Annotated in this window: 15 protein-coding genes; 10 read left to right on the top strand and 5 right to left on the bottom strand. The window is 45.6% G+C overall.

The window, feature by feature from the left end:
• The first annotated feature begins 98 nt into the window (after window positions 1–98).
• The 3 genes from ACMA1I_RS06465 (at window position 99) to ACMA1I_RS06455 (ending at window position 3,127) form a co-directional block, all read left to right on the top strand.
• Window positions 99–971 (top strand): AraC family transcriptional regulator, encoded by an 873-nt coding sequence (locus tag ACMA1I_RS06465; protein ID WP_337067481.1) that lies wholly within the window; start codon window positions 99–101, stop codon window positions 969–971.
• A gap of 364 nt (window positions 972–1,335) precedes the next feature.
• Complete coding sequence (locus ACMA1I_RS06460; protein ID WP_337067480.1) at window positions 1,336–2,436, top strand: glycoside hydrolase family 5 protein; 1,101 nt, start codon at window positions 1,336–1,338, stop codon at window positions 2,434–2,436.
• Between the two features lie 175 nt (window positions 2,437–2,611).
• A complete protein-coding gene (locus ACMA1I_RS06455; protein ID WP_337067479.1) occupies window positions 2,612–3,127 on the top strand; it encodes a hypothetical protein in 516 nt (171 codons plus the stop codon).
• Window positions 3,128–3,232: 105 nt separating this feature from the next.
• Here ACMA1I_RS06455 and ACMA1I_RS06450 read toward each other — a convergent pair whose 3' ends face one another.
• On the bottom strand, window positions 3,233–3,949 hold the full coding sequence (locus ACMA1I_RS06450) for a GntR family transcriptional regulator (RefSeq protein WP_337067478.1): 717 nt from the start codon (window positions 3,947–3,949) through the stop codon (window positions 3,233–3,235).
• A 446-nt stretch (window positions 3,950–4,395) separates the two neighbouring features.
• On the opposite strand from ACMA1I_RS06450, the gene ACMA1I_RS06445 reads away from it, so the two are divergent.
• The 7 genes from ACMA1I_RS06445 (at window position 4,396) to ACMA1I_RS06415 (ending at window position 14,346) form a co-directional block, all read left to right on the top strand.
• Complete coding sequence (locus ACMA1I_RS06445) at window positions 4,396–6,675, top strand: glycoside hydrolase family 2 protein (protein ID WP_337067477.1); 2,280 nt, start codon at window positions 4,396–4,398, stop codon at window positions 6,673–6,675.
• Between the two features lie 663 nt (window positions 6,676–7,338).
• Window positions 7,339–8,202, top strand: a complete 864-nt coding sequence (locus tag ACMA1I_RS06440; protein WP_337067476.1) for an aldolase — start codon at window positions 7,339–7,341, stop codon at window positions 8,200–8,202.
• Window positions 8,203–8,338: 136 nt separating this feature from the next.
• Window positions 8,339–9,487 carry a Gfo/Idh/MocA family oxidoreductase gene (locus ACMA1I_RS06435; protein ID WP_337067475.1) on the top strand — a complete coding sequence of 383 codons (1,149 nt, stop codon included), beginning with the start codon at window positions 8,339–8,341 and terminating at the stop codon, window positions 9,485–9,487.
• Window positions 9,484–10,059 carry a D-lyxose/D-mannose family sugar isomerase gene (locus ACMA1I_RS06430; protein WP_337067474.1) on the top strand — a complete coding sequence of 192 codons (576 nt, stop codon included), beginning with the start codon at window positions 9,484–9,486 and terminating at the stop codon, window positions 10,057–10,059. Before ACMA1I_RS06435 ends, ACMA1I_RS06430 begins: the two co-directional genes overlap by 4 nt.
• Window positions 10,056–11,078 carry a carbohydrate kinase family protein gene (locus ACMA1I_RS06425; RefSeq protein ID WP_337067473.1) on the top strand — a complete coding sequence of 341 codons (1,023 nt, stop codon included), beginning with the start codon at window positions 10,056–10,058 and terminating at the stop codon, window positions 11,076–11,078. Before ACMA1I_RS06430 ends, ACMA1I_RS06425 begins: the two co-directional genes overlap by 4 nt.
• Window positions 11,079–11,145: 67 nt before the next feature.
• On the top strand, window positions 11,146–12,966 hold the full coding sequence (locus tag ACMA1I_RS06420) for a sodium:solute symporter family protein (RefSeq protein WP_337067472.1): 1,821 nt from the start codon (window positions 11,146–11,148) through the stop codon (window positions 12,964–12,966).
• Window positions 12,967–13,236: 270 nt separating this feature from the next.
• The gene (locus ACMA1I_RS06415; RefSeq protein ID WP_337067471.1) at window positions 13,237–14,346 is read left to right on the top strand and encodes a glycoside hydrolase family 5 protein; all 1,110 of its coding nucleotides are present in this window, start codon (window positions 13,237–13,239) and stop codon (window positions 14,344–14,346) included.
• Between the two features lie 757 nt (window positions 14,347–15,103).
• On the opposite strand, the gene ACMA1I_RS06410 is transcribed toward ACMA1I_RS06415, so the two are convergent.
• From ACMA1I_RS06410 to ACMA1I_RS06395, 4 genes are all read right to left on the bottom strand, one after another.
• Window positions 15,104–15,817, bottom strand: a complete 714-nt coding sequence (locus ACMA1I_RS06410; RefSeq protein ID WP_337067469.1) for an SGNH/GDSL hydrolase family protein — start codon at window positions 15,815–15,817, stop codon at window positions 15,104–15,106.
• Window positions 15,818–15,831: 14 nt separating this feature from the next.
• Window positions 15,832–18,435 carry a hypothetical protein gene (locus ACMA1I_RS06405; protein ID WP_337067468.1) on the bottom strand — a complete coding sequence of 868 codons (2,604 nt, stop codon included), beginning with the start codon at window positions 18,433–18,435 and terminating at the stop codon, window positions 15,832–15,834.
• 152 nt (window positions 18,436–18,587) lie between these two features.
• Window positions 18,588–20,018 (bottom strand): RagB/SusD family nutrient uptake outer membrane protein, encoded by a 1,431-nt coding sequence (locus ACMA1I_RS06400; RefSeq protein WP_337067467.1) that lies wholly within the window; start codon window positions 20,016–20,018, stop codon window positions 18,588–18,590.
• 28 nt (window positions 20,019–20,046) lie between these two features.
• A complete protein-coding gene (locus ACMA1I_RS06395) occupies window positions 20,047–23,235 on the bottom strand; it encodes a TonB-dependent receptor (RefSeq protein WP_337067466.1) in 3,189 nt (1,062 codons plus the stop codon).
• Between the last annotated feature and the right edge of the window lie 508 nt (window positions 23,236–23,743).

Raw genomic sequence — 23,743 nt, 5'->3', positions numbered from 1 at the left:
ATGATGTTCAAACCTAGCGTTGATACTGCTCTTCTGCCATGTGAAGAGGCACAGTTATACTAATATTACCTATGTAAGACTGTTTTAAATAAAATTTTGTGAATGCCATCTATCGAGAAATTACGCCGCTAACGCAGAACGATTGCTTTACTTTATTCTCCAGGAAAAAGAAAGTATTCGATTTTCCGCTACATTACCACGATGAGTTTGAGCTAAATTTTGTTATAAATGGGGCTGGCACAAAGCGTATTGTGGGTGACCATACAGAGATAATAGATAATCTGGACCTCGTGCTAATTGGCGGTAACCTGCCGCATGGCTGGTTTAACCACCATAGCCAGGACCAGGAGATACGTGAGGTTACAATCCAATTTCATAGGGATCTTTTTGACGACAAGTTTCTGCGAAGAAACCAGCTCAGCTTTATCCGGACAATGCTGCAACACTCTTATAAGGGAATTACATTTTCTACGAAAACGAAAGTAGCCTTTAAAGAACGGATTCTGGGACTGGTGGATAAGAGCGGATTCGATTCAGTGCTTGACCTCATTTCCATTTTACATGACCTTTCCATTTCAGGCAATATCCGCTCGCTTTCTACCAGCACCTTCTCATCAGAGCTTTACCAATCTAATAGCCGCAGAATCCAAAAATCCTATAACTACATGCAGGCCTATTACACCCAGGATATACTTTTAGCCGATGTAGCCAAGGTTGTGAACATGTCGGATGTTTCGTTCTCCAGGTTTATAAAGAAACGCACCGGCAAAACCTTCATCGAAACCCTCAATGATATCCGTTTGGGACATGCCTCCCGTTTGCTTATAGACACCATACAAACTATTACCGAAGTATCGCAAAAATGTGGCTTTAATAACCTGTCTTACTTTAACCGGGTTTTTAAAACGAAATATGGGTGCACTCCTACCCAATTCCGGCAAAGCTATGCTGGCCTACGAATATTTATTTAAACGTTATTTCCCGAGTTTGATTCTGAGGAATCACCTGACTCTCTTAACATCGAATGAGCCATTCTTCTAATGAAAAAACCCTTCAGGAGGCTTTAACCTTAATTTAGCTTTGAGGGTGCTAGTAAGTTTCCAGAAGGCGTACACTTAATAACGAACACTTGTTATTTAATTCAACAAAACGATAAAAATGTGCTATACAATTCAACAAGTGTTTTTGTAGGTTTGTAGCTGTATTTTGGCCTATAAGTGACTCCGAGTTGATTTAAGTAAATTATAATTGTTAATTATATACTATAATTCGGTATTTAAATACTACCAAATATTTAAATTAAACCTCTCCTGTTCAGCAAGAAAATCTGAAATAATGATGCTAAACTTCCAATCGCTGCAAATAGCTTTTCTCTACTTATTCGTCTTTTTTCTTCCTTTGTATAGTTCCGCCCAGCCGGGTCTTAAAAGTAATGAAGTAAAACGAGAATGGTGGCATATTGAGGAACTCAAACCATACAAAGCAGATCCTAAGAGCAAGAAAATGTCTTTTATCAGGGTAAAAGGAAACTCTTTTGTAGATGAAAGTGGAAAGTCGATTGTTTTTAAAGGTCTTTCAATCTCCGATCCTGACAAACTGGTAAAAGATGGCCGCTGGAACAAACGGCATTTTGAAGAAATAAAGCGCTGGGGTGCGAACATTATTCGCATTCCGGTACACCCGATTGCCTGGCACCAGCGGGGCGTGGAGGAATATATGCGCCTGCTAGATGATGCCGTTACCTGGAGCTCCGAGCTGGGTATTTACCTTATTATAGATTGGCACTCTATCGGCAACCTGCACATGGAAATTCTGGCTCATGACATGCATTACACAACCAAACAGGAAACATTTAATTTCTGGCGCACCATTGCAGCTCATTACAAAGACGTTCCGGCGGTAGCTTTCTACGAAATTTTTAATGAACCCACCATCTACGATGGCCAGTACGGCAATACCACCTGGGCAGAATGGAAAGTGCTGGCAGAGCAGATTATCGATGTAATTTATGCACAAAACAAAAAAGCGATTCCGCTGGTAGCCGGTTTTAACTGGGCTTATGACCTGACTCCTGTCAGAGAAAACCCTATTGCCAGAGAAGGTATAGGCTATGTTACCCACCCTTACCCTGGCAAAAGGCCTGTTCCGCGCGAACCTAAGTGGGAAGAAGATTTTGGTTATGTAGCCGATAAGTACCCCGTGGTAGCAACAGAACTTGGTTTTATGAAAGAAGGCGACGACGAAAACCTGCACGACGACGGTGTGTATGGCCCCTCTATTATGAACTACTTCAATAAAAAAGGCATATCGTGGGTAGTTTGGGTATTCGACCCGGTTTGGGTACCGCAAATGATTAAGAACTGGGACTACGAGCCAACGGAACAGGGCAAGTTCTTCAGGGAGGTGATGCAGGGTAAATTTAAGTATGCCAGGTAAGCTCTGCAGGCGCCAAGAGCAATTATTCTAATAAAAGTAGCCTTACAGAGGTGCTTTTACAAGAATTGCCTAAGGGCTCATAACCTTACTTTAGCATAAAAACAGCAATGTGTTAGGTAGCCGAATCTGAAAAATCATATCTTCGAACAAATTTTATGTTAGTAACCACACCACGATGATTAGATTAAAAGACCGGCAACTGGCTCTAACTAATAAAAGAATCACTACAAGTGTCAATAACTTGCCTATTCCAAACAGCCAGGCAAATGATATTTGTAGTGCACTAACAGGCATTTCAGATTTATTGATAGAGTACGAGAAGCTGGTACTGGTAACCTCCACCAGGGAATGTTCCTGGCCCGTAGCACAACAAGGCTTTCTGCAATATTGCCAGCGCTTTAACAGAAGCTACACCATTTTGGAGTGTGCTGCTACCGAAATACCATCTCCTGGCACCGCGTATTTCACCTTGAACGACGCAGACCTGGCTTCACTCATTGCCAAAACGAACATGTTTGGTTATAAGCTCGGACAAGACATAGGACTTCTTGCTTTTGACGATAGCCCTATCAAAAAGCTGATGAATTTAACAGTTGTTACCACAACCCTGCCCTCCGGCTCTACCAGCCAACAGCACCCTGTAAACAGCTGCAACAACACTTTTGAAATCATAAGAAGGGCCTCTTTGTAAGCAGGCCTACTACCAGCCAAACCAGGGGTGCAGCGCAATTATTCAAATAAAAGCATCCTTCCGGAGGTAAAATCCACCTTTTAGCACCCAGGCCTTCCGGCTGCATTAAAAGTAATCCTGCAAAAAATATTCCTGCGTATTGCAGTAAACAAAAGAGTAGATGTTCAATTCCGGCACATTTGTCTGCAGCCTTCTTTTCATGTGCACAATCGGGTGATTGGTTTTTATATCCAGAAGCTTGCTGATATTCTTATTACCGTGTATAGCCCATATTTGCTGCTCACCTTCCTTTATCTCTACCTGATATTGATCGTTCAGTGTTTTAAACAAGGAGCGGTTTTCCAGGTCCAGCGCTAGAAACCCGGGAAGATTACGGTTTGTGATGTACGTCTCTTCAAACAATACGGGTTTATCATTTATAATTCGTAGTCGGGTAAAGAACATACAGCCTGCCTCCTGCTCTTCCTGACTGATTTCATAAGGAAAGCCTGAAGGCCAGGATTGCTGCACTGGCTTCTGCAGAATAGAAGTGATCAGCGTCTGATCGCCGACACCAGCGGTAACGCCATGCAACGAAAGAATGCCCAATCCCTTTTTAGGTTCCGATACAATACTGCCCTTGCCATGCCTGCGGGTAATGTAGCCCATATTTGTAAGGTCAGAGAGCGCCTGCCGTATGGTTACCCGTGTGGTATTGTAGGTTTTGCAGAGCTCATTTTCAGAAGGAAGCAGATCGCCTTTCTTAAACTCCCCTTTATCCATCATCGATTTCAAATCATCAATTACCTTTTTGTATAAAGGCGTAGTTTCTTTCTTGCTCATGAAGGTAAACGTAACAATAAAGTAACAAAGGTAACTATTTACGGGGCTTTACCAGAACTTGATTATACAAGTTATACCATGTCTCTCTACAAAAACAGCAGCAACAGGATACAGGAGTTATGATACAAGCATTTTCAGTTTTATCATGCCTTTGGAAAGAGGGGTATTAAAGGCATAAAAATATCAAAACCAACTTGTATAGACAAGATGAAATTCTTATGTTTGGTTAATCATTTCTGAAGAAGCATGCATGCCCGCTTTTTTGTCTACTTCTGCTCTTTCCCTGCACAACAGTAGGTTGTTGCACTAGAACAAAAAGCTCTTCAGGGCTTACAAAGTTTCTCTTCATTTACAAGATCATGTATTACCTTGGTTAGAAATGAAGGCTACATACACAACAAATTATTATCTTCTATCTTGAATAAAGAGTGTACGCAAAGAACATCATGCCACAACAAAATAACAAACGTTTGCTAGATAAAATAAAGCCGAAATGGGAAATTGGCTACCATTTTTCTGAAGAAGCCGCACCCGAAAAATGGATACCAGCCACTGTTCCGGGTGCTGTTCAATTAGACGTAATGCAGGCTGAAAATTACCAACAGCCATATTGGTATGCCGATAACGTAAAGCAGTTCGATTGGATGGAAGACTACTACTTCACCTACAGAACTTCTTTCCCCAGACCAGATCTGCACCCTGGGCAAAGGCTTTGCTTTCATTCAAAAGGAATAGAATATGATTTTAAAATAAGCCTGAACGGTACCCAGCTTCTGGAGCAGGAAGGTATGTTTACCTATGTAGACCTCGACCTGACAGACCAGCTGCAGGATATAAATGAGCTTCAGGTACAGATAAAGCCCATTCCGAAAGTGGCAGGAGCCCCTGCGTATACTCCAGGCACCGATACATACCGGCAACATGCCCGCGAGAGCGCTAAGCCGGCAGTAAGCTACGGCTGGGACTGGCACCCAAGGCTGGTTACCAGAGGAATCTGGGATGAGACCTACCTCGAAGTACGAAGCAGCACCTACCTCACAGCATCCACAGTTACTTACCAACTGAACGAGGAGCTATCTCAGGCACAGGTGCAATTAAACCTGGAAGGCAAAGCATTAGCCGGTAAGCACTATAAATGGTCTCTAACAACCGAAAGCGGCCAAATTGCCATTGCACAGGAAGGCATCCTTAGCAGTAATACTGAAAGCATAAGCACCCAACTGCAGGAGCCTGCGCTATGGTGGCCAAGCGGCTACGGATCTCCTACTTTGTACACCAGCGAAGTAACCATTCTCAACGCCGAGCAGGAGGAGCTGGACAGTAGCCATAGCAAAGTGGGCTTCAGGAGAGTGAAGTTATTGATGAATGAAGGCGAGTGGGATAAGCCTCTTGTTTTTCCTGCCTCCAGAAACAGAGCTCCGGCCAGTCTGGAAATAAACGGAAGGCGCATATTTGCAAAAGGCACCAACTGGGTGCACCCCGAAATTTTTATTGGCCTGATTACAAATGAAACTTACGAGAAACAGATTCAGCTGGCTAAAGAAGCAAACTTTAACATCCTCCGCATTTGGGGCGGGGGCATTACCAACAAAGAGTCGTTCTTTGATTTGTGCGATGAGCAAGGCATGCTGGTGTGGCAGGAGTTCCCCTTAGCCTGCAACAACTACACCGACAAGGCGTCCTACTTAGCTGTATTAGAGCAGGAAGCTACCTCCATCATCAACCGGGTGAAAGCCCATGCCTGTTTAGCTATCTGGTCCGGAGGAAACGAGCTCTTTAACGCCTGGGGAGGCATGACCGATCAATCGCTGGCCTTGCGCCTGCTGAATAGCTTATGTTACCGCCTAGACCCTTACACGCCTTTTGTTCCAACTTCTCCGCTCAACGGTATGGGGCACGGCAGCTACCTGTTCTACGACAAAACCATTGGCACCGGAGAAGAGGTTTTTCAGTGGATGCAGCGTGCAGACAACACAGCTTATACCGAGTTCGGAGTACCCGGCGTGGCGAACCTGGAGGTATTAAAACAATATATTCCTCCGCACGAACTTTTCCCGCCCAAAAGAGAAACAGCCTGGGAAACCCACCATGCCTTTGGTGCCTGGCGCAAAGACAGCTGGCTGGAACTTCCCTTTCTGGAAGAATACTTCGGGGAAATTACCTCGCTGGAAGATTTGGTACGTTTTAGCCAGCTCACCCAGTCAGAAGGGTTAAAGTTTATTTATGAAGAAGCCAGAAGACAAAAGCCCTACTGTAGCATGGCGCTGAACTGGTGCTTTCAGGAACCTTGGCCGGTTGCCGCCAACAACAGCCTGGTAAACTGGCCCAATATACTGAAGCCTGCTTATTATGAAGTAGCGGCGGCTTGTCGGCCGGTGCTGGCAAGCCTCAGAGTACCAAAATTTTTGTGGCACGAAGGAGAAGATTTTATATGCGAGCCCTTCCTGCTCAACGATACCTACGATCCTATAGCACCCGCTCAAATTACCGTAACGCTGTTGTATGACGGTGGCAAATCACTTAAAGTAACTACCTGGACTTGCCCTGGTGCGCCCGAATTTCAGAACAGCCAGGGCTCTAAGGCTCAGCTACCTTTGCCCGACATGCACGGCAGCTTTTTCACGGTAAGCGTGGAGGTTGAAAGCAATCCAGCATACAACTCCAGGTACACATTTATGTACAGAGGCAAAAACGAAACAGGTGTAAAGCCAGGTGCTGCGTTCTAGTTTGTAGCTGAAAGTAGCTGCTGGTTCATAAGAGACAAAGTTACATATGATCCAAGTTGTGCGGTAACTGCTCTCTTTAATGTATTGCGCCGGGCAGCAACAAAGAGAACACCTGAGCCAAGTGAACCCGTTGACGATTTTTTGTTTGAGCGTTCAGCGAGTGGGGGTGCAGGGGCCCCCTTTAGACAAAATCGTCTTGATTTTTTTGGTTCTTTTTGTATCAAGACAAAAAGAACAAGAAAGCCAGCAATACAATGACTACACTCCGCTGTCACAGCTTAACAAGTGGCTATGCGAACTTAGACTAAAAGCTAATAGCGACTGCTAAAAAGTTAAACCGTTGGCATGAAAGTATGAGCTACAAGCTCGCACTAGCGAGGAATTCAAACCAAAAAGCTAATAGCGGCTGCTGTAGGACCTCGCCCACAAGATCTTTACAAGATGACAACATGAGTTAGTATCAGTAGCAATGATGATCCAGCTGCTACCACACAACTAAATTATTCTAATGAAAAAGGCCTTCAGGAGCTTTTTCATTAGAAATTGACCAAGGGTTTCACCCACCACTCCAGCTGTAAACCACTTTAGAAACAACAACAAAAAATAATTAATAAAAATCTTCAACTTGTATATACAAGTTGAAGATTTTTATTATATTTGATCATGAAAACATATAGACTAAACAGGTTATTCAACCAGAAATCGGGCAATTGCTTTGATGTAGCTATTGACCATGGGTTCTTTAACGAAGCATCTTTCCTTAGCGGAATAGAGAATGTGCAACATGCCGTAAATGTATTGGTAGATGCAGCTCCGGATGCCATACAGCTTACGGTAGGCCAGGCCCAGTATTTACAATCGATCCCCGGCCGCCAAAAACCATCGCTCGTGTTACGAACAGATGTAGCGAATGTGTACGGAAAAGAACTTCCCCGGACCTTGTTCAGCAGAATGATCGAAAATGCGGTGGAACAGGCGCTGCGACTCGATGCAACTTGCGTGGTAGTAAACCTCTTCAGTATTCCAGGTCAGCCGGAGGTAACGGACCTGTGCATTCAGAACATCCTGAAACTTAAACCGCTATGCGACCAGTTTGCCATGCCGCTAATGGTGGAGCCGCTGGTTTTCCGTCCGAACAACGAGGCCGGTGGTTATATGGTAAACGGCGATCCCGAAAAAATTATTCCTTTGGTAAGGCAAGGAGTAGAACTGGGAGCCGACATTATAAAAGCTGACCCAACTGACGATGTGAACCAGTACCACCGGGTTGTAGAAACGGCAGGCAATATACCTGTATTGGTACGTGGAGGCGGAAAAGCAAGTGACCAGGAAATATTGGATAGAACGTATGGTCTGATGCAGCAAGGCGTAAAAGGCATTGTATATGGCAGAAACGTTATTCAGCACGAAAACCCTGCCGGCATGACAAAGGCCCTCATGGCTATTGTGCATGAAGGTGCCCAACCGCAGGAGGCAAGCCAGTTCTTGAAGGCATCTCCTAAACTTGCCCCAGCCTATCTTTCATAAAATAAAAAGCTGGTAAGTTTTTTTAACTCACAAATAACAAACGGTAGTTAGAAGTTCTTTTTGACTACCAGGTGCCTAAAAGTGCTGTTGCATCAGCTTAGCAGCTTTCAAAAATCACCCAATCAACAATAGAAACATGAGAACAGTAAATATTGGAATTATTGGCGGCGGACTGATGGGTAAAGAAGCCGCCAGTGCGTTCGGCCGTTGGTTTGCCTTAAACGATTTTCCGGTAAAGGTAGCGCTTAAAGCCGTTTGCGACTTAAACGAGCAGGTGCTGGCCTGGTATAAGAGCATTCCTTCTGTAGAGCTACTTACAGCAGACTACAAAGAGTTGCTTGCCCGCCCTGATATAGACGTGGTATATGTGGCGCTTCCGCATAACCTGCACAAGGCATTTTACCTGGAGGTGCTAGCGGCAGGAAAAGATTTGCTGGGTGAAAAGCCGTTTGGCATAGACCTGGAGGCAGCACTCGCCATTAAAGAAGAAGCAGAAAAACTAGGCCGCTTCGTAAGATGCAGTTCAGAGATGCCCTTTCTGCCGGGGCCGCAGCGGGTCATTAAAGAAGTGCAATCTGGTACCTTAGGGCAGATCATCGAAATAAAAGCAGGTTTTCTTCACTCCAGCGACATGGACCCTACAAAACCGATTAACTGGAAAAGGCAGGAGAAGTTTTGCGGCGAAATTGGCGTAATGGGCGACTTAGGCATGCATGTGCTGCACGTACCGCTAAGGCTTGGCTGGAAACCTCAGTCTGTTTTCGCCCAACTGCAAAAGATTGTAACCGAGCGCCCCGACGGCAAAGGAGGCATGGCCGAATGCGACACATGGAATAATGCCACCCTCTCCACGCAGGTAGAAATAGACCACCACAAGGTACCCATGACGCTGGAAATGAAACGACTTGCCCCCGGCGAAACGAACACCTGGTTTATTGAAGTACTGGGAACAGAAGGCGGCGTAAGGTACAGCACCAAAGACACCAAAGCACTCTGGACCTTTAAGCGCGAGGAAGAGCAGTTTTGGCAAAGAACCGATCTCGGCTTTAAAGGAGTTCCCTTCCCCACCATAACCGGGGGCATTTTTGAACCGGGTTTTGCAGATTGCTTTATGCAAATGCTGGCAGCTTTTGTAGCCGAAAGAGAAGGTGCGCTAGCTGGCAGGTTCGGTTGCGTTACCATGGAAGAAGCCGTACAGAGCCATTGCGTATTTGAAGCCGCTTTAAAATCTTTTGCAGGAAATACAGTAGAAAAAGTGATATATTACCAAGAAGAACCTGCATGAAAAGGTCAGAGATAAACGAAGTCATACGCGCGTCCCGGCAGTTTTTTGAGCAAAATGGCTGGACTTTACCCCCTGCCCCCCGCTGGGATGTGACTGACTTTGGCCTTGGCTCCTTTTCAACAGCTGGCTTGGTGCTCGTTAACCTGGCAGAAGAACCCGAGTACTGCGAAAAGCTGATGTATGCCACATGCAACCAGGTAACACCGGCCCATACGCACCAGAAAAAGAAAGAAGACATCATCTGTCGCACCGGCACCCTACATATCCAGCTATGGGCACAGGACCCTGCCAAGCACCACAACCAGGAATCTATTCAGGTGAAAGTAAACGGAGCCTACCAGAAAATTGCTTCAGGAGAGGTGCTGGCACTGCAGGCCGGAGAACGGGTAACTATTACGCCCGGCACCTGGCATGCCTTTTATCCTGCTTCCGAAGAGTGCATCATTGGAGAGGTTTCTACTGCGAACGATGACCTGCATGACAATTTCTTTTCTGATCCCAACATAGGGCGTTACTCTGATATAACAGAGGATGAACCTGCTATTGTAAAACTTCTAAGCGACAAACTGTGAGAAACGGAATATTAGTTAGCGGAAACTGGATTATTGATCATGTAAAATTGATTGATGTTTTTCCTGAAGAAGAAAAACTGGTAAGCATATTGGCAGAGTATAGCTGCAACGGAGGCTCCGCCTTTAATGTGGTAAAGGGACTGGCTAAGCTAAAGGCACCTTTTCCAATAAGTGGGCTTGGGCTGATAGGCGACGACGAAAGAGGAGAAAAAATACTACAGGACTGCAGTAGGCACCAGATAGACACAAGCCAGCTTCGCAAAACGACCGAGGCGCACACATCCTACACCGATGTTATGTCGGTGAAGTGCACTGGCAAAAGAACTTTTTTCCATCAGCGCGGCGCAAACGCCCTGCTCGATATGCATCATTTCGACTTCGCTGCCTCACAGGCAAAGATCTTTCATCTGGGTTACCTTCTCCTGCTCGATAAGCTTGATGTAAAGGAAGCCGATGGCACTACCCGCGCCGCCAAAGTGCTGAAAAGTGCCCAAAACCACGGCTTTATTACCTCAGCAGACATTGTAAGCGAACGCTCCAACAGGTTCAGGGAAACAATACCCTCCTCCCTGCCTTACTTAGATTATCTCTTTGTAAATGAATTTGAAGCAAGCATGATAACAGGAATTGAGACTGTGCAGAACGGGCAGGTGTTAGAGGAAAAATGCACGGATGCTGCCTGGAAGCTTCTGGAAATGGGTGTTAACAGGTGGGTTATCTTACATTTTCCAGCTGGTGCCATTGCCGTGAGCAAAACCGGGGAACAGCTTTTTCAGCCGAGCATAAACTTACCATCCGACAAAATTGCAGGAGCTTCGGGTGCCGGCGATGCTTTTGCCGCAGGCATTTTAATGGGGGTGCACGAAAACTGGGAAATGAGTCAGTGCCTGCAGTTAGGTGTTTGCGCTGCCGCCAGAAGCTTATTTGCCGCAACCTCTTCTGATGGAATTTTGCCCGCAACAGAATGCCTGCAATTAGCGCAGCAGTACGGTTTTAGAAATGCTACCGTGCAAGTATAAAGCGGCCTGCATCCGGCCAGAATAATTTTAAGTACTTCCTAAAGCTCCACCACGAGTTAAAAACTACATGACGCTTCAGCTAATAGACTTCCTGATCATTGGGGCCTACCTCCTCATGATGGTTTTAATTGGTTCGTATTTTCAAAAGCAGGCCAGCGCTAACAAAGACAATTACCTGCTTGGAGGCAAGTCGCTGCCCTGGTACTACCTGGGCCTGTCCAATGCCTCTGGCATGTTCGATATTTCCGGTACTATGTGGATGGTGACATTGGCTTTTGTGTATGGCATAAAGAGCCTCTGGATACCCTGGCTGTGGCCGGTTTTTAACCAGGTGTTTTTAATGATGTACCTGTCGGTTTGGCTACGTCGTTCCAATGTAACCACTGGCGCCGAGTGGATGCTCACCCGTTTTGGCGAAGGCAACAGATCTTCTATGGCGCAATGGGTTGTGGTGGTGTTCGCCATCTTGAGTTGCCTGGGCTTTCTGGCTTATGGCTTTGTCGGGCTCGGGAAATTTGTAGAAATTTTTATTCCTTGGCAACAAGTGCAGCCCTACCTGCCCTTTACCCTCTCACCCGAATATGTTCCGCACTTCTACGGGATTGTGTTTACGCTGGTATCTGTTATTTACTCTATTTTGGGAGGCATGAGCAGCATTGTATTTGCCGATGTGGTGCAGTACCTCATTATGACAGTGGCCGCTATTGCCATTGCCGCTATCGCTATGACACAACTGTCTATTCATCCGTTAGTAGTGCCGGAAGGCTGGTTAGACCCCTCCTTTGGCTATACCATGGGCCTGGACTGGAGTAATGTTATAACTGAAGTAAACGAGAAGATCCAGAGCGACGGGTATGAACCTTTTGGCATCTTCTTTACCCTTATGCTGATAAAGGGTGTGCTTGGAAGTATGGCAGGCCCGGCCCCAAACTTCGACATGCAAAAGCTCTTGTCTACTAAATCGCCCAGCGACGCAGCCAAGACCAGCGGCTTTGTTAATCTCATTCTGCTCCCGACCCGTTACCTCATGATCATGGGCTTTGCGGTGCTGGGGCTTCTGTTCTTTAAAGAACTTAACCTGGAGGGGCCTAACGGAATAGATTTTGAAAAAATTCTTCCTGCTGGCATCAACAGCTTTGTTCCGCCAGGCCTGGTTGGCTTGCTGCTGGCTGGCTTGCTTGCCGCCTTTATCGGTACCTTTGCCGGCACCTTAAACGCCGCCCAGGCTTATATATTAAACGATATTTACCTGAAGTACCTAAACCCCCAGGCCTCAAACAAAAGAGTAACTACTATGGGTTACTTAGTAGGTATATTTGTGGTAGCAGTAAGTATTGCGCTGGGCTTTTTTGCCAAAAACGTAAACGATATTCTGCAATGGATTGTGGGCGCTTTGTACGGCGGATTTATTTCGGCCAACGTGCTGAAATGGCATTGGTGGCGCTTTAACGCCATGGGCTTTTTCTGGGGAATGATGGCAGGCATTGTGGCTGCACTGGTGTTCCCTTATCTGTTCACGGGCGTTCCACTGTATAGCTGGCCATTGCTCTTCCTAATCTCGTTTGCAGGCTCCATTGTTGGCACCTACCTTACCCCCCCCACCGATAAAGCCGTGCTCAAATCATTTTACAAGAATGTTCGCCCCTGGGGCTTCTGGAAACCAATAGAGCACGAGGTAATGGCAGAGGACCCAAGCTTCCAGCCTAACAGAAGATTTAAGTTAGATATGTTTAATGTGGTAATCGGCATTATCGGGCAATGTTGCCTCACTTTGCTGCCCATGTACATTGTGCTATCTATGGGGTTGCCCTTAGTTGTTGTTATCGTTCTTCTGGTCATTATTGGGTTTATTCTAAAACGCACATGGTGGGATAAGCTGGAAGATTAAGAGACCTGCCTTTACGGTGCAGTGCTTACTAGTTACAAATAATATGCAGCCACTAGCTCGAGTATACTTCTGCTGGTGGGCAGCTTGGCACGCGCGTGTTATCCTGTAGCCGCTGGCTTTAAAAGAACATGGCAGCTGCCAGAAAAGCTCAGGTTATATTCTGTCTGAACTATCATATCATCACCTGTTACATAAGCTATAATTCACAAGTCTTGCTCACTCAGACTTATGATTTTTTTTTAACAAATAAACATTTAACCGCACATTAACATGAGAATAAGAGAAATGGCAAAAGCTGCCTTTACCTTACTAGCCTTTGCGGCTTTTTTCCTGACTTTTTCATCTACTACCACAGCGCAACCTGGTCTCAGAAGCAACGAAATAAAACAGGATTGGTGGAACATCAACAGGATAGAGCCTTATAAACTGGCTCCTAATGCCACCAAAATGAGCTTCATAAAAGTAAAAGGAAACTCATTTGTAGATGAGAACGGAAAAGTAATTGTTTTTAAGGGCCTATCGATTTCTGACCCTGATAAAATAATAAAAGACGGCCGCTGGAGCAAAAAGCATTTTGAGGTGATCAAAAGCTGGGGCGCCAACATTGTCCGAATTCCGGTTATTCCTATTTCGGTGCACCAGCGCGGCATAGAGGAGTATGTTCGCATTCTAGATGAGGCTGTTACCTGGTGCAATGAGCTTGGCATTTATGTTATTATCGACTGGCACTCTATCGGCAACTTAAAATCGGAAGTGCTGGCCCACGACATGATGAACACTACCAAAAAAGAGACCTATAATTTCTGGGCTACCATAGCCGAACACTACAAAGATATTCCTACAGTGGCGTTTTACGAACTCTTTAACGAACCGACTACCTTTAACAACCGCTACGGCACCTGCACCTGGGAAGAGTGGAAAGTAATAGTAGAAGAGATGATAGACATAGTGTATGCCTTCGATAAGAACGTAATTCCATTGGTAGCTGGTTTTAACTGGGCCTACGATCTTACTCCGGTTAGAGACAACCCCATTAACCGCGAAGGCATAGCCTATGTAACGCACCCTTACCCTGGCAAAAGGCCAGTACCCAGAGAGCCCAAATGGGAACAAGATTTCGGGTTCGTAGCCGATAAGTACCCTTTGGTTGCAACAGAAATTGGTTTTATGAAAGGCGGCGACGACAAGACACTGCACGACGACGGCATTTACGGAGCATCTCTTATGAACTACTTCAACAAGAAAGGCATATCGTGGATGGTATGGGTATTCGACCCTTACTGGGTACCGCAAATGATCGAAAGCTGGAACTATGAACCAACAGAGCAGGGCAAATTTTTCAGAGATGTGATGCAGGGCAAGTTTAAGTACAAAAAGTAAGGTTATAGAAGGGAGGTTCCTGCTGGCGCAGCGGGAACATCATCTCCCGCAAAAACCTAAAATATAAGCCGCGGTTAAGACCTGTTACCACCATGGCAGGTTTTAACCGCGATTTATTATTTCTACTCTTCACCAGCGGACCTTTAGACTAAATAAATACAATCCTCCCTTTAGCCTTTATTAGGAGTTTTTACAAACAAGCCTGATTACCTTTAACAATAGAACAAGATAGCCTTCATTTGGGATCGCCCAGCACGGGTAGAAGGATTTTGCTATCTTATCCAGAGGGTTTACTTAGAGTTTTTATTTAATAATCACCCAAGGGTGTCTAATACCTAAAAAGCCTCTGGAAGGCTATTTTCATTAGAATAATTTGAGTGGGTGTGCCCAATATAAATTCAGGAAAGGCTTAAAGGAGGAGAAGCATCCATCAGCAAAAGCATTTTGCTTTATGCCCTGTGTCATGAATCCTAAAAAAAGCCTCTGGAAGGCCTTTTTCATTAGAATAATTGCCAGCTACCTCTCGTAAAAAACCATTACCAGCACACTATCCTTTGCTTAAGAAGAGTGTGCCGGTAATGGAAATAATACTGGTTACGGGTATTGCTCTGTTACTTGCTCGTTAAAACGACATGTTTAACTGAACCTACTGTTTCTCCTATTCAATTCTAACTTCAGCTTAATACCATCATCAAATTTGAGGCATTTCTACTGCAGCATTCCAAATTCAGTGCAGAACCAAGTTTGATTGCTCAGTTTATTTAAACCATTTAAAAAGCTCCTCGGCAATCAGGTTATGCCCTTTTTCATTTGGGTGGTTCACATGTGACATATAAGGTTCTACAGTACCCTCTTTCTTTGCAATTTTTTCGAAGGCAGCGTAAGGATCTGCTAAACCTACTTTGTAAGTGGCGGCCAGCTCCCGGATCTGCTTTGCATGTTGTGCCAATACGTTGTTTGGGTCTTTCAAGTCCTGCCGCTGGTCAGGCGAAGGGGTAACTAAAATCACTTTCATATAAAGCCGCAGGGCTTCCTCAATCATTTTCTGCCATGCTGCCCTGGACCGTTCCAGCCCAATACCCATGTCGTTGAGGGCATAGTCGATAAACAATACATCAGGTTTATGCGGCACCACATCGCTTGTAAACCGCGTTTGCCCTTTCTCGGCATACTCACCTCCTATGGCGGTTACGATTATATTAATAACTGCATGTGGGTACTCCTGCTTCAGCTTGCCCAGCAGTAAGTGCGGGTAAGACTCCAGCGTATGCACCTCCTGCCTGCTCCAGTATCCGGAGGGTACCGAGTGGCCATGAAACACCAGGTTTATCCTCCTGTTATTTGGGAACACCGTACTAAGTTCTTTTTTTACCTCGTGCAGGTAAGCAGCAGAAACAGGGTAGTTCAGTGTCTGGCATGCTGCTGCAAAAGACAGCAGCCATGCCAGCAACATAATGCCTAAAAATTTCATGTTATCAACTTTAATCACCAGGAAACCACAAGCTCTCCTGTCACATTTTTCACGATATAGTTGTTCCCGAACTCCTTTTCTCCTTTAGCAAATGGCAGCTGGCCAGTCTGCCACGGGTAAGTAGTGTTGAGGTAAAAATGAATGCCATCCTCTGTTATGTTCTCATCGGCATAAATTCGCACCGTAGCATTCTGTAGCCCCGAAATCTGCAACCGCCTGCTAATACCAAGCTCAACAGACGGCATCTCTTTACAGGAAACAATGCCGTCGTTCTGCTCCACAAACACCCTGGCTTCTCTGTTCCAGGCTGTAGGAAAAGCGTAAGTGGCGTATCCTTTCTGAAGCTCTGTGTCGTAGCCAGTCAGAACCGGTGCTCCCTGTGGCAATTTTAAACGATGCTTTACAGTTGTGTTTGGAACATAACCGGCTAGAAAGTAACCATTGCTACTGCGGGAGATCGTTAAAACGGGGCTCTTTATATTTGGGTCATACTTATCCACATGGTACTCTAAGCCGAACTCCTGCAGCACATGCCGCAGATAGGCTGGCCCAACTGCATATTTGGCAGGGTCGTCGGGGTTCAGAAGTCGACCACCTTCATGGTGGCTGGAGTTGGTACCGCGTACATAGGCTATTTTGCCCCCTTTCCAGCCCGGCTGCGACCTTACCCACACGGCATCGCGCGAGTTGCCCGCCTTTTGCATCCGCACCTGCACGGTGGTATGCGGGTCTTTCGGATTTTTAACAGTGGTTCTTAAACCGCCACCCGAAAACAACGAGAGGTGCCGGATAGTAGTTGGCGCGCCTTTTACCAGCTGGTCTTTTGCATAGTTACCCACTATTTTAAATTCACCCTCCAGAGGTGTTGTATTCTGCAGGTTGAGCAGCTCTGCGAAAGCTGGGCTGGCATAGTCGGCAGGACCGTAAACAATGACCTTGCCACCGTTCTTTACATACGCCATTAGACTGGTTTCAAAAGCGGAGCCGGCATCTGGCACAATGGTTAACAGCACAGACTGGTCGAACATAGCTTTTTTATGCTGCACAGCCGACTGAAAATATTGCGTTGAAATAACTGTGTTGAGGGGCAAGCCGCTGTTAATGGCCTGCCTGATAAACCAGTCACCATAGTAAATTTCGTCTAACCGCTCTTGCTGGTTGTAAGCCCAGCTATGATATTCCTCAAATGGATATACCCACACCAAAGGCCCCGGAGCCGTAGGACTATCGTAGCGGGCTTTCAGGATATGCGGTGTTACCTCGTTTGGCACCTGTGTAGGCATATTACCGAATGAGTCATCAATGGTAAGGAAATTGAGGTGCGTCGGAAGTTTTACTTCTCCTTGCTGGTCTATTCTGGCTACTGCCATGGGCAGGTAAATGTCGTGCGGCTCGCGGCCATAGCGGTCTAACCAGGGGCTGTTTAGCCACCACGGGTCATGTGTGTAGTAGCGGAAAATGTACCTGTCGTCTGGCAACTGTGCAATCCGCGACATATAGCCCACCATTTCCAGACCAAAGTCACCATCCAATGCGGCCCAGGGTGAGTTAGGCGGCGGCAGTATGTTGTATCCACCTTCGTAAATGGCTTTCAGATCTACGCCATCTTTGGCCAGGTCTATGCCGGTGGCCAGGTTTGTTCCGCGCGTTTCAATTCTGAAGTCGGGGCATTCTTTCCTGAAAAGGCTCCAGAAGTTAACAATCTTCTCTTTTGTATCAGATAAGTTTTCCTGGTTAAAGCCTTCGCCAGTAAAAATGGTACCTGTAGAAGCCCAGGGTTCCATACCAAAGCCAAAGCCATTGCTAAACCAGATGTAGTCAAAGTCCAGATCTTTCAGGAAGTGCTGGCTTTGGCGCCCAAAGAAGGTTCCGAAGGGTGTATTGGCCGGAATACCATTCGGGAACCCGGCATATGAGGCCTTGTCAGCGTTCAGTGTGGCGTAGCTAAAGACAAAGGATTTATGCCCCATAGCGCTGCCTTCCAGAATTTCGGGGTGCTTTTTATACTTAAAATCCGATTTGGCAAATTCAGGACCAGGATCAAAGGTAGCTCCTACTCTTATGGGTTTGCCAGTAATAGCCGCACCGGTTTCTTTTAATGTCTGAATAATAAACTTCAGGTCTTTGTAAGTAAAGTTAGGCGGGTTATCGAGGTACAGGTAAGCCCGCTGGTGCAACGATAACTCTTTGGGACCGGCATTCACTTCGTGGTCGGTGTTGGGGTTTCCTATGTATTTTGCCCACTCCAGCGGCTGGTCGAGCGAACCGTTATAGTCCAGTATTTCAGATCCGTCTGATGTCCAGAGCATCACGGAAATAGTGTCGGCATGCCGTAGCAGGGAGCTCCATTGCGTAAACATTTCTGCCGCCACACTCCTGATATAAGCCTCGTCGTTTTGCTTAAATGGCTTCAGAGAAGCTTCTAGGGTGATATTATGAAACGATTTACCACGTAGGTTATCGTCGATGAGCGGGATGAGCCCAGGCAGTTGCACATTTGAGGTCGATGTTGGAGCCGGGGTTGGAGGAGGCGGTGGCGGAGATGTTCTGGAGCTGGTGCAACCATACATCAGGGCTCCCATGAGTAGCCAAAACCGGTAGTTAAGCTTAAATTTCATCTTATATGCTAAAGGTTTGTCAATGCAATTGTAAGGGAGATGGACCTGGCTAAAAAGCTATTTTAAGCAGCCACTCCTTCCCTTTTGTTGAGGAGTAGAAAAAGGCAGGCAAAAGGGGTGGCTACCACAGCAAGCCCTTTTGCCTAAGGTACTTAGTATCCAGCATTTTGCTGTACGGCAGGATTGATCTCTACTTCTCTTCTTGGAATTGGCAGCACAAGCTCATGTGGCGCAACAGAGAAGTTTAAACCTTTGCCCGCATAATAAGCGTTAATCACTTCTACTGCTCTTCCGGTTCTAACCAAATCGAACCAACGATGCGCCTCGTAAGCAAGCTCTACTCTTCTTTCCCGTGCTATAGCGGCACGCATCTCTGACTGGTTAAGCCCTTCCAGCCCCGCCAGTTTAGCACGACTCCGCACTGCATTTACAAAAAGCTTTGCCCCTTCAGTATCTCCTTGTTCATTCAAAGCCTCGGCATACATCAGCAACACATCGGCATACCGTAAAACTATAAAATTCACGGCACCATCTCGTGGGTTTATAGCAGTTAAATCTACAAACTTGAGTCCGTGCCTGCTATAATCTCTTACACCTGTTAAGTTAGAGGTAATTGAGTCTCCTACAGAGGCTTCTCTTCTGCTGTCTCCCTGCTCATAGGCATTCATTAAACTTAAGGTAGGATTTATTCGCCCGGTGCCTTGCTGGTCGTTTGCCAGCAGGCCGGTTGAGGCCGGCGTAAACTGGGCAGAGTAGCTGTTTCCTAAATTTGCTCCGGCAATAAATTTCAGCTCAAACATAGACTCTGGCAGATTTTCATTGCCCTTCACAAACATGCTTCTGTAATCCCCAACCAGGGAGTACTGTTGTGCATCTATTACTTCCTTAAGTTTGGCGGCAGCCAGATCGAACCGTTGCTGCGTAAGGTAAACTTTTCCTAAAAGCGCTTTAACAGTTCCGCGGGAGGCATGGCCTTTGTTTGGATTAACCTCCACCGGGAGCAGGTTCTCTGCATGGGTCAGGTCCTCCAGAATAACCCTATATACCTCCTCTTTAGATTGAAGCGATAGGTCTGTTGCCTTAATCTGATTAGGACTTCTGAACTCGGCATTGGTAACAGGAGATTTCCCAAAGGTCTGCACCATTATAAAATAGGCATAAGCACGCATAAACTTTGCCTCGCCTAATACCTTGTTTTTTGCGGCCTCATTTATGTCGGCACCTTCCAGGCGATTAATAATTACATTGCAGCGCGATACGGTATAGAGCGCCCTATCCCAAACTGACTGCACAATGGTATTAGCTGGAGTTACATTTAATTCATCAAACTCTACTTCGGTAATGGATGAAGATGGAATCGAGATCTCGGCATTATCCGACATAAGTTCAGCTATGTAAAAGATGTCGGTATTATACAGATCTCGGAACGTAGCGTACACGCCGATCATGGCTTTATCGAAATCATTTACCGTTTTAAAAAAGTTCTGGTCGTTTATCTGAGACTCCGGCTGCAGGTCTAAAAAGTCTTTGCAGGATGTAAACGCTGTAAACAGAAAGGCTATAAGTATTACTTTGTATTTCATGGCTTTATTGCTAAAGTTAAACCCCTGATTATTGAAGTGTGATTCTTAAGCCAAGTGTAAAAATCCTTGGAAGTGGGTATGAAAAGTAATCGATGCCGCTGGCCGCCACATTATCACCGGTTGAGCTGGCCTCTGGATCAAAGCCTGGGTAATCGGTAAACGTGTACACATTGGCTACATCTCCGAAAATGGTGAGGGCCGGTAGCCGCAGTTTCTGTAGCAGGTTATCTGGCAACGAATAAGCCAGATTAATATTCCGAATTCTTACAAAAGAACCATCAAATAAATACCTTGAACTGGAGCTGATGCCTCTGGCATAGTCATTCCGGATGGCTCTGGGCACAATGCCATTTCCTGGGTCCTGCTCAGATCGCCACCGGTTGGCAACCATGGCTAACTGGTTTTGTACACCTGCAGCGTTAAGAGAGATCTCCCCTCCCTGAAAATAAACTTGGTTGCCCTGAGAGCCCACAATGGTTGTACTCAGCGTCAGGTTTTTAAAAGAGAAATTGTTTGTGAACCCGAAAGTATATTTTGGCCAGGGGTTGCCTACTATTTTCCTGTCAGCGTCTGTTATAACCCCGTCTCCGTTTACATCTTCAAATTTCAGGTCGCCAGGCTGCACATTGGGGTGCTGTTTAGGGTTAGCATCCACATCTGCCTGATTCTGAAAAATCCCGATGGCATGGAGCATGAAAAAACTTGAGATAGGATGCCCTACTTCTGTTATCTGGTAAGCGGAATTATTGATTCTGGAACCGGAAGTGCTAAGCGCCAATACTTTGTTTCGGTTCATGCTTATATTAAAATTTGTACTCCAGGAGAAGTTGGCCGTTCGGATGTTCACGGTGTTTAGGGCAAGCTCTATCCCTCTGTTTTCGAGTTCGCCTACGTTTTGTGTAGAAGAACCAAAACCAGATATAGCTGGCAACAACGCGTTCAGCAGCAAATCTTTTTTATGGTTTCGGTACACATCGGCTGTAAGCGACACACGATCTTCAAACAGGGCCAGGTCCAGGCCCAGGTTTACTTCCTGTGAGCGCTCCCATGTCAGGTTTTCGTTTGCCAGGCTTTGTGGCACAATACCTAATATTGGCTGGCCTCCAGCCACGTACCTGGTTATTCCTAACAAACCAATGTGTGCATAGTTACCAATCAGGTTGTTCCCGGAGGTGCCATAACTTGCCCTTATCTTAAGATCGCTTACAAAGCTGAGGTTCTTCATAAAAGGCTCCTGAGATACCCGCCAGCCGGCCGAGAACGATGGGAAAGTACCCCACCTGTTGTTTACCCCAAATCTTGAGCTACCATCTCGGCGCACTGTGGCAGTAAACAAGTATTTGTCATTATATGCATAGTTTACCCGCCCCAGCACAGATAGCATTGACCATTCCGAAATAAAGTTGGTTCCGGCATTTACGTTTCCACCCGCCAGGTTTGGAATGTAATCGGTCGGATAGTCTGTTGCGCCGGCCTGGAACATTTCTAAAGCATCTTTTTGGGCTGTAAGACCAGCCACGGCATTGAAACTATGCCGCTCCCCAAACTGGCGCTGAAAATTAATGGTGTTCTCATTTAGCCAGTTTAAATTAGTTCGCTGATGTACACCTGCTGTTGCCGGACTGGTTTTAGCTCCCCACTCCCCTATTTCAGACGATTTCCACAATCTGGTTTTGTCTACGATATAATTTATGCCTATAGAAGACCGAAGTGTTAATCCGTTTAAAATTTCGAACTCCAAATAATTGTTGTTGAAGATATTGGTTGAGTTGCGCCGATCGCTAAACTCATCCAGAATAAGTAAAGGGTTTTCTACGGGCACTCCAAGCGGATCTAACAGCTCCGAGCTATAACCACCGGTCTCGTTATAGATTGGGAGAGCAGGTGAACTGGCCAGGGCTGCAGATATTAGGCCACGCTGCCCCAAGTGCCCTTCAGCACGGGCAAAATCGCCGTAGGAGTGCGATCCTGCTACCGATACACCTATCTTCAACTTCTTCGATAGGTACGCATCTACGTTGGTTCGCAGGTTGAACTTCTTAAAATTGGACCCTTCAATAATACCCTCCTGATCGAAGTACCCACCGCCTACATAATAGCTGATATCGTTAGCTCCTCCACTTACCGAAAGCTGGTAGTTCTGAAGGGCGGCTGGCCTGAAAATAACATCCTGCCAATCGGTATTTACAGGAAGTGAAGCCGGGTTTCTGAATTCTGGTTTTACGCGTGTGCTTCCGGCCCGCACCTCATTCGGGTCTGATGCCTTTCCTCCGGCATACACCCAGGCATTATCTCGACCCTCAGCCACGTATTCAGCGAATTGCTGGGCGTCCAGCAGATCCAGTTTTTTTGCCACTGTCTGCACACCGCCAGATGCTTCAAAAGAGATAGAAGGCTTACCCTGTTTTCCTCGTTTTGTTGTAATAATCACCACACCGTTTGCTCCTCTAGAGCCATAAATAGCCGTTGCAGAGGCATCTTTTAAGATTTCTATAGATTCTATATCTGCTGGGTTAATAGTGCTGAGCGGGTTTATTTTGTTGGCTGTATTATTAGCCATACCGCTGGAAGAAAAAGAATTGCCATTGAAACTACTTACATCAGAACCACTTCCTCCTGCTCCTATTGCATAACCATCTATCACATAGAGTGGTTGGTTCCCTCCTGTAATGGAGCTTATTCCCCTAATTACAATATTCACGTTTCCTCCAGGCGCACCTGTTGTTTGCGTAATCTGCGTACCTGCCACTTTTCCTTGCATCATCTGGTCGAAACTGGCCGCGGGTGTAGGCAAAAGCTGCTCACTTGTCAGACTCACCATAGAGCCTGTCAGATCTTTTTTCTTTTGGGTACCATAGCCCACTACCACTACCTGCTGCAACATTTTCTGGTCAGCATCCAGTGTCACGTTAATCAGACTGCGGTTATTAACAGGAATTTCCTTTGTATTAAAGCCGATGTAGGAGGCAACCAGGGTGGCATTGGGAGCCACTGACAAGGTAAATCGCCCAGACACATTAGTTGTGGCTCCATTCATCGTTCCTTTTTCTACTACAGTAGCTCCTACCAAAGGTTGCTCCCCATCTGTTGACGTTATGGTACCACTGATTTCAATTTTGCCATTTGATTGTGCTGCCAGGTTATTCGTAAAACCTATCAAGCATAGCACAAAGCAAAGCAACCCAAGAATAGAGACTTTTTTGTGTACATGTTCCATCGTAAGGTTTCAAATAGTTTAGTTAGTGAACATATTGTGCTTTAATAATTTATATAAAGACTTGCAATTGTACCTCTCTGACTTTCACAGAGACCAGAAGAATGCACTTTCCGAGTTTTTCAAGCTCTCTTAATAATAAGCTGCCAGGCTCCGGCTGACCATTTTCTCAGAACTTATCTTAACGCACTAAGCTTAAATCAGCAAAATTTTTTAGCATTTTTAAAATCAACATCAGCTCAAACTATAACACAAGACTTTAATACTTATGTTACAGTTATACTAAATATTGTGATTTAGAGTGTTTTACCAATCTCCCTGATGAAGTTAATTTATTATATTTTTACAGATTTCAGGGGGTATGGTGTAATTAATGAATATTGATTACTAACAGTAAGCAAATAGTAAAGCGGCTAATTACTTAACGCACTAACCTGTAACAATAATAAAAAAATAATCCGAAACAACCTAACATTTGTAAGTTAATTTAACAACTTTCAGCATAGAAAAT

It is taken from the genome of Pontibacter sp. 13R65, assembly GCF_047525655.1.
Taxonomy (GTDB): domain Bacteria; phylum Bacteroidota; class Bacteroidia; order Cytophagales; family Hymenobacteraceae; genus Pontibacter.
The sequence above is the reverse complement of the archived record's forward strand: the minus strand, read 5'-3'. Positions and strand labels throughout refer to the sequence as shown.

What these genes read in the sequence shown, in the direction of transcription:
- ACMA1I_RS06460 (WP_337067480.1), top strand. Translation starts at nt 1,336, where the DNA reads ATGATGCTAAACTTCCAATCGCTGCAAATAGCTTTTCTCTACTTATTC.
- ACMA1I_RS06455 (WP_337067479.1), top strand. Translation starts at nt 2,612, where the DNA reads ATGATTAGATTAAAAGACCGGCAACTGGCTCTAACTAATAAAAGAATC.
- ACMA1I_RS06450 (WP_337067478.1), bottom strand. Translation starts at nt 3,949, where the DNA reads ATGAGCAAGAAAGAAACTACGCCTTTATACAAAAAGGTAATTGATGAT.
- ACMA1I_RS06445 (WP_337067477.1), top strand. Translation starts at nt 4,396, where the DNA reads ATGCCACAACAAAATAACAAACGTTTGCTAGATAAAATAAAGCCGAAA.
- ACMA1I_RS06440 (WP_337067476.1), top strand. Translation starts at nt 7,339, where the DNA reads ATGAAAACATATAGACTAAACAGGTTATTCAACCAGAAATCGGGCAAT.
- ACMA1I_RS06435 (WP_337067475.1), top strand. Translation starts at nt 8,339, where the DNA reads ATGAGAACAGTAAATATTGGAATTATTGGCGGCGGACTGATGGGTAAA.
- ACMA1I_RS06430 (WP_337067474.1), top strand. Translation starts at nt 9,484, where the DNA reads ATGAAAAGGTCAGAGATAAACGAAGTCATACGCGCGTCCCGGCAGTTT.
- ACMA1I_RS06420 (WP_337067472.1), top strand. Translation starts at nt 11,146, where the DNA reads ATGACGCTTCAGCTAATAGACTTCCTGATCATTGGGGCCTACCTCCTC.
- ACMA1I_RS06415 (WP_337067471.1), top strand. Translation starts at nt 13,237, where the DNA reads ATGAGAATAAGAGAAATGGCAAAAGCTGCCTTTACCTTACTAGCCTTT.
- ACMA1I_RS06410 (WP_337067469.1), bottom strand. Translation starts at nt 15,817, where the DNA reads ATGAAATTTTTAGGCATTATGTTGCTGGCATGGCTGCTGTCTTTTGCA.
- ACMA1I_RS06405 (WP_337067468.1), bottom strand. Translation starts at nt 18,435, where the DNA reads ATGAAATTTAAGCTTAACTACCGGTTTTGGCTACTCATGGGAGCCCTG.
- ACMA1I_RS06400 (WP_337067467.1), bottom strand. Translation starts at nt 20,018, where the DNA reads ATGAAATACAAAGTAATACTTATAGCCTTTCTGTTTACAGCGTTTACA.
- ACMA1I_RS06395 (WP_337067466.1), bottom strand. Translation starts at nt 23,235, where the DNA reads ATGGAACATGTACACAAAAAAGTCTCTATTCTTGGGTTGCTTTGCTTT.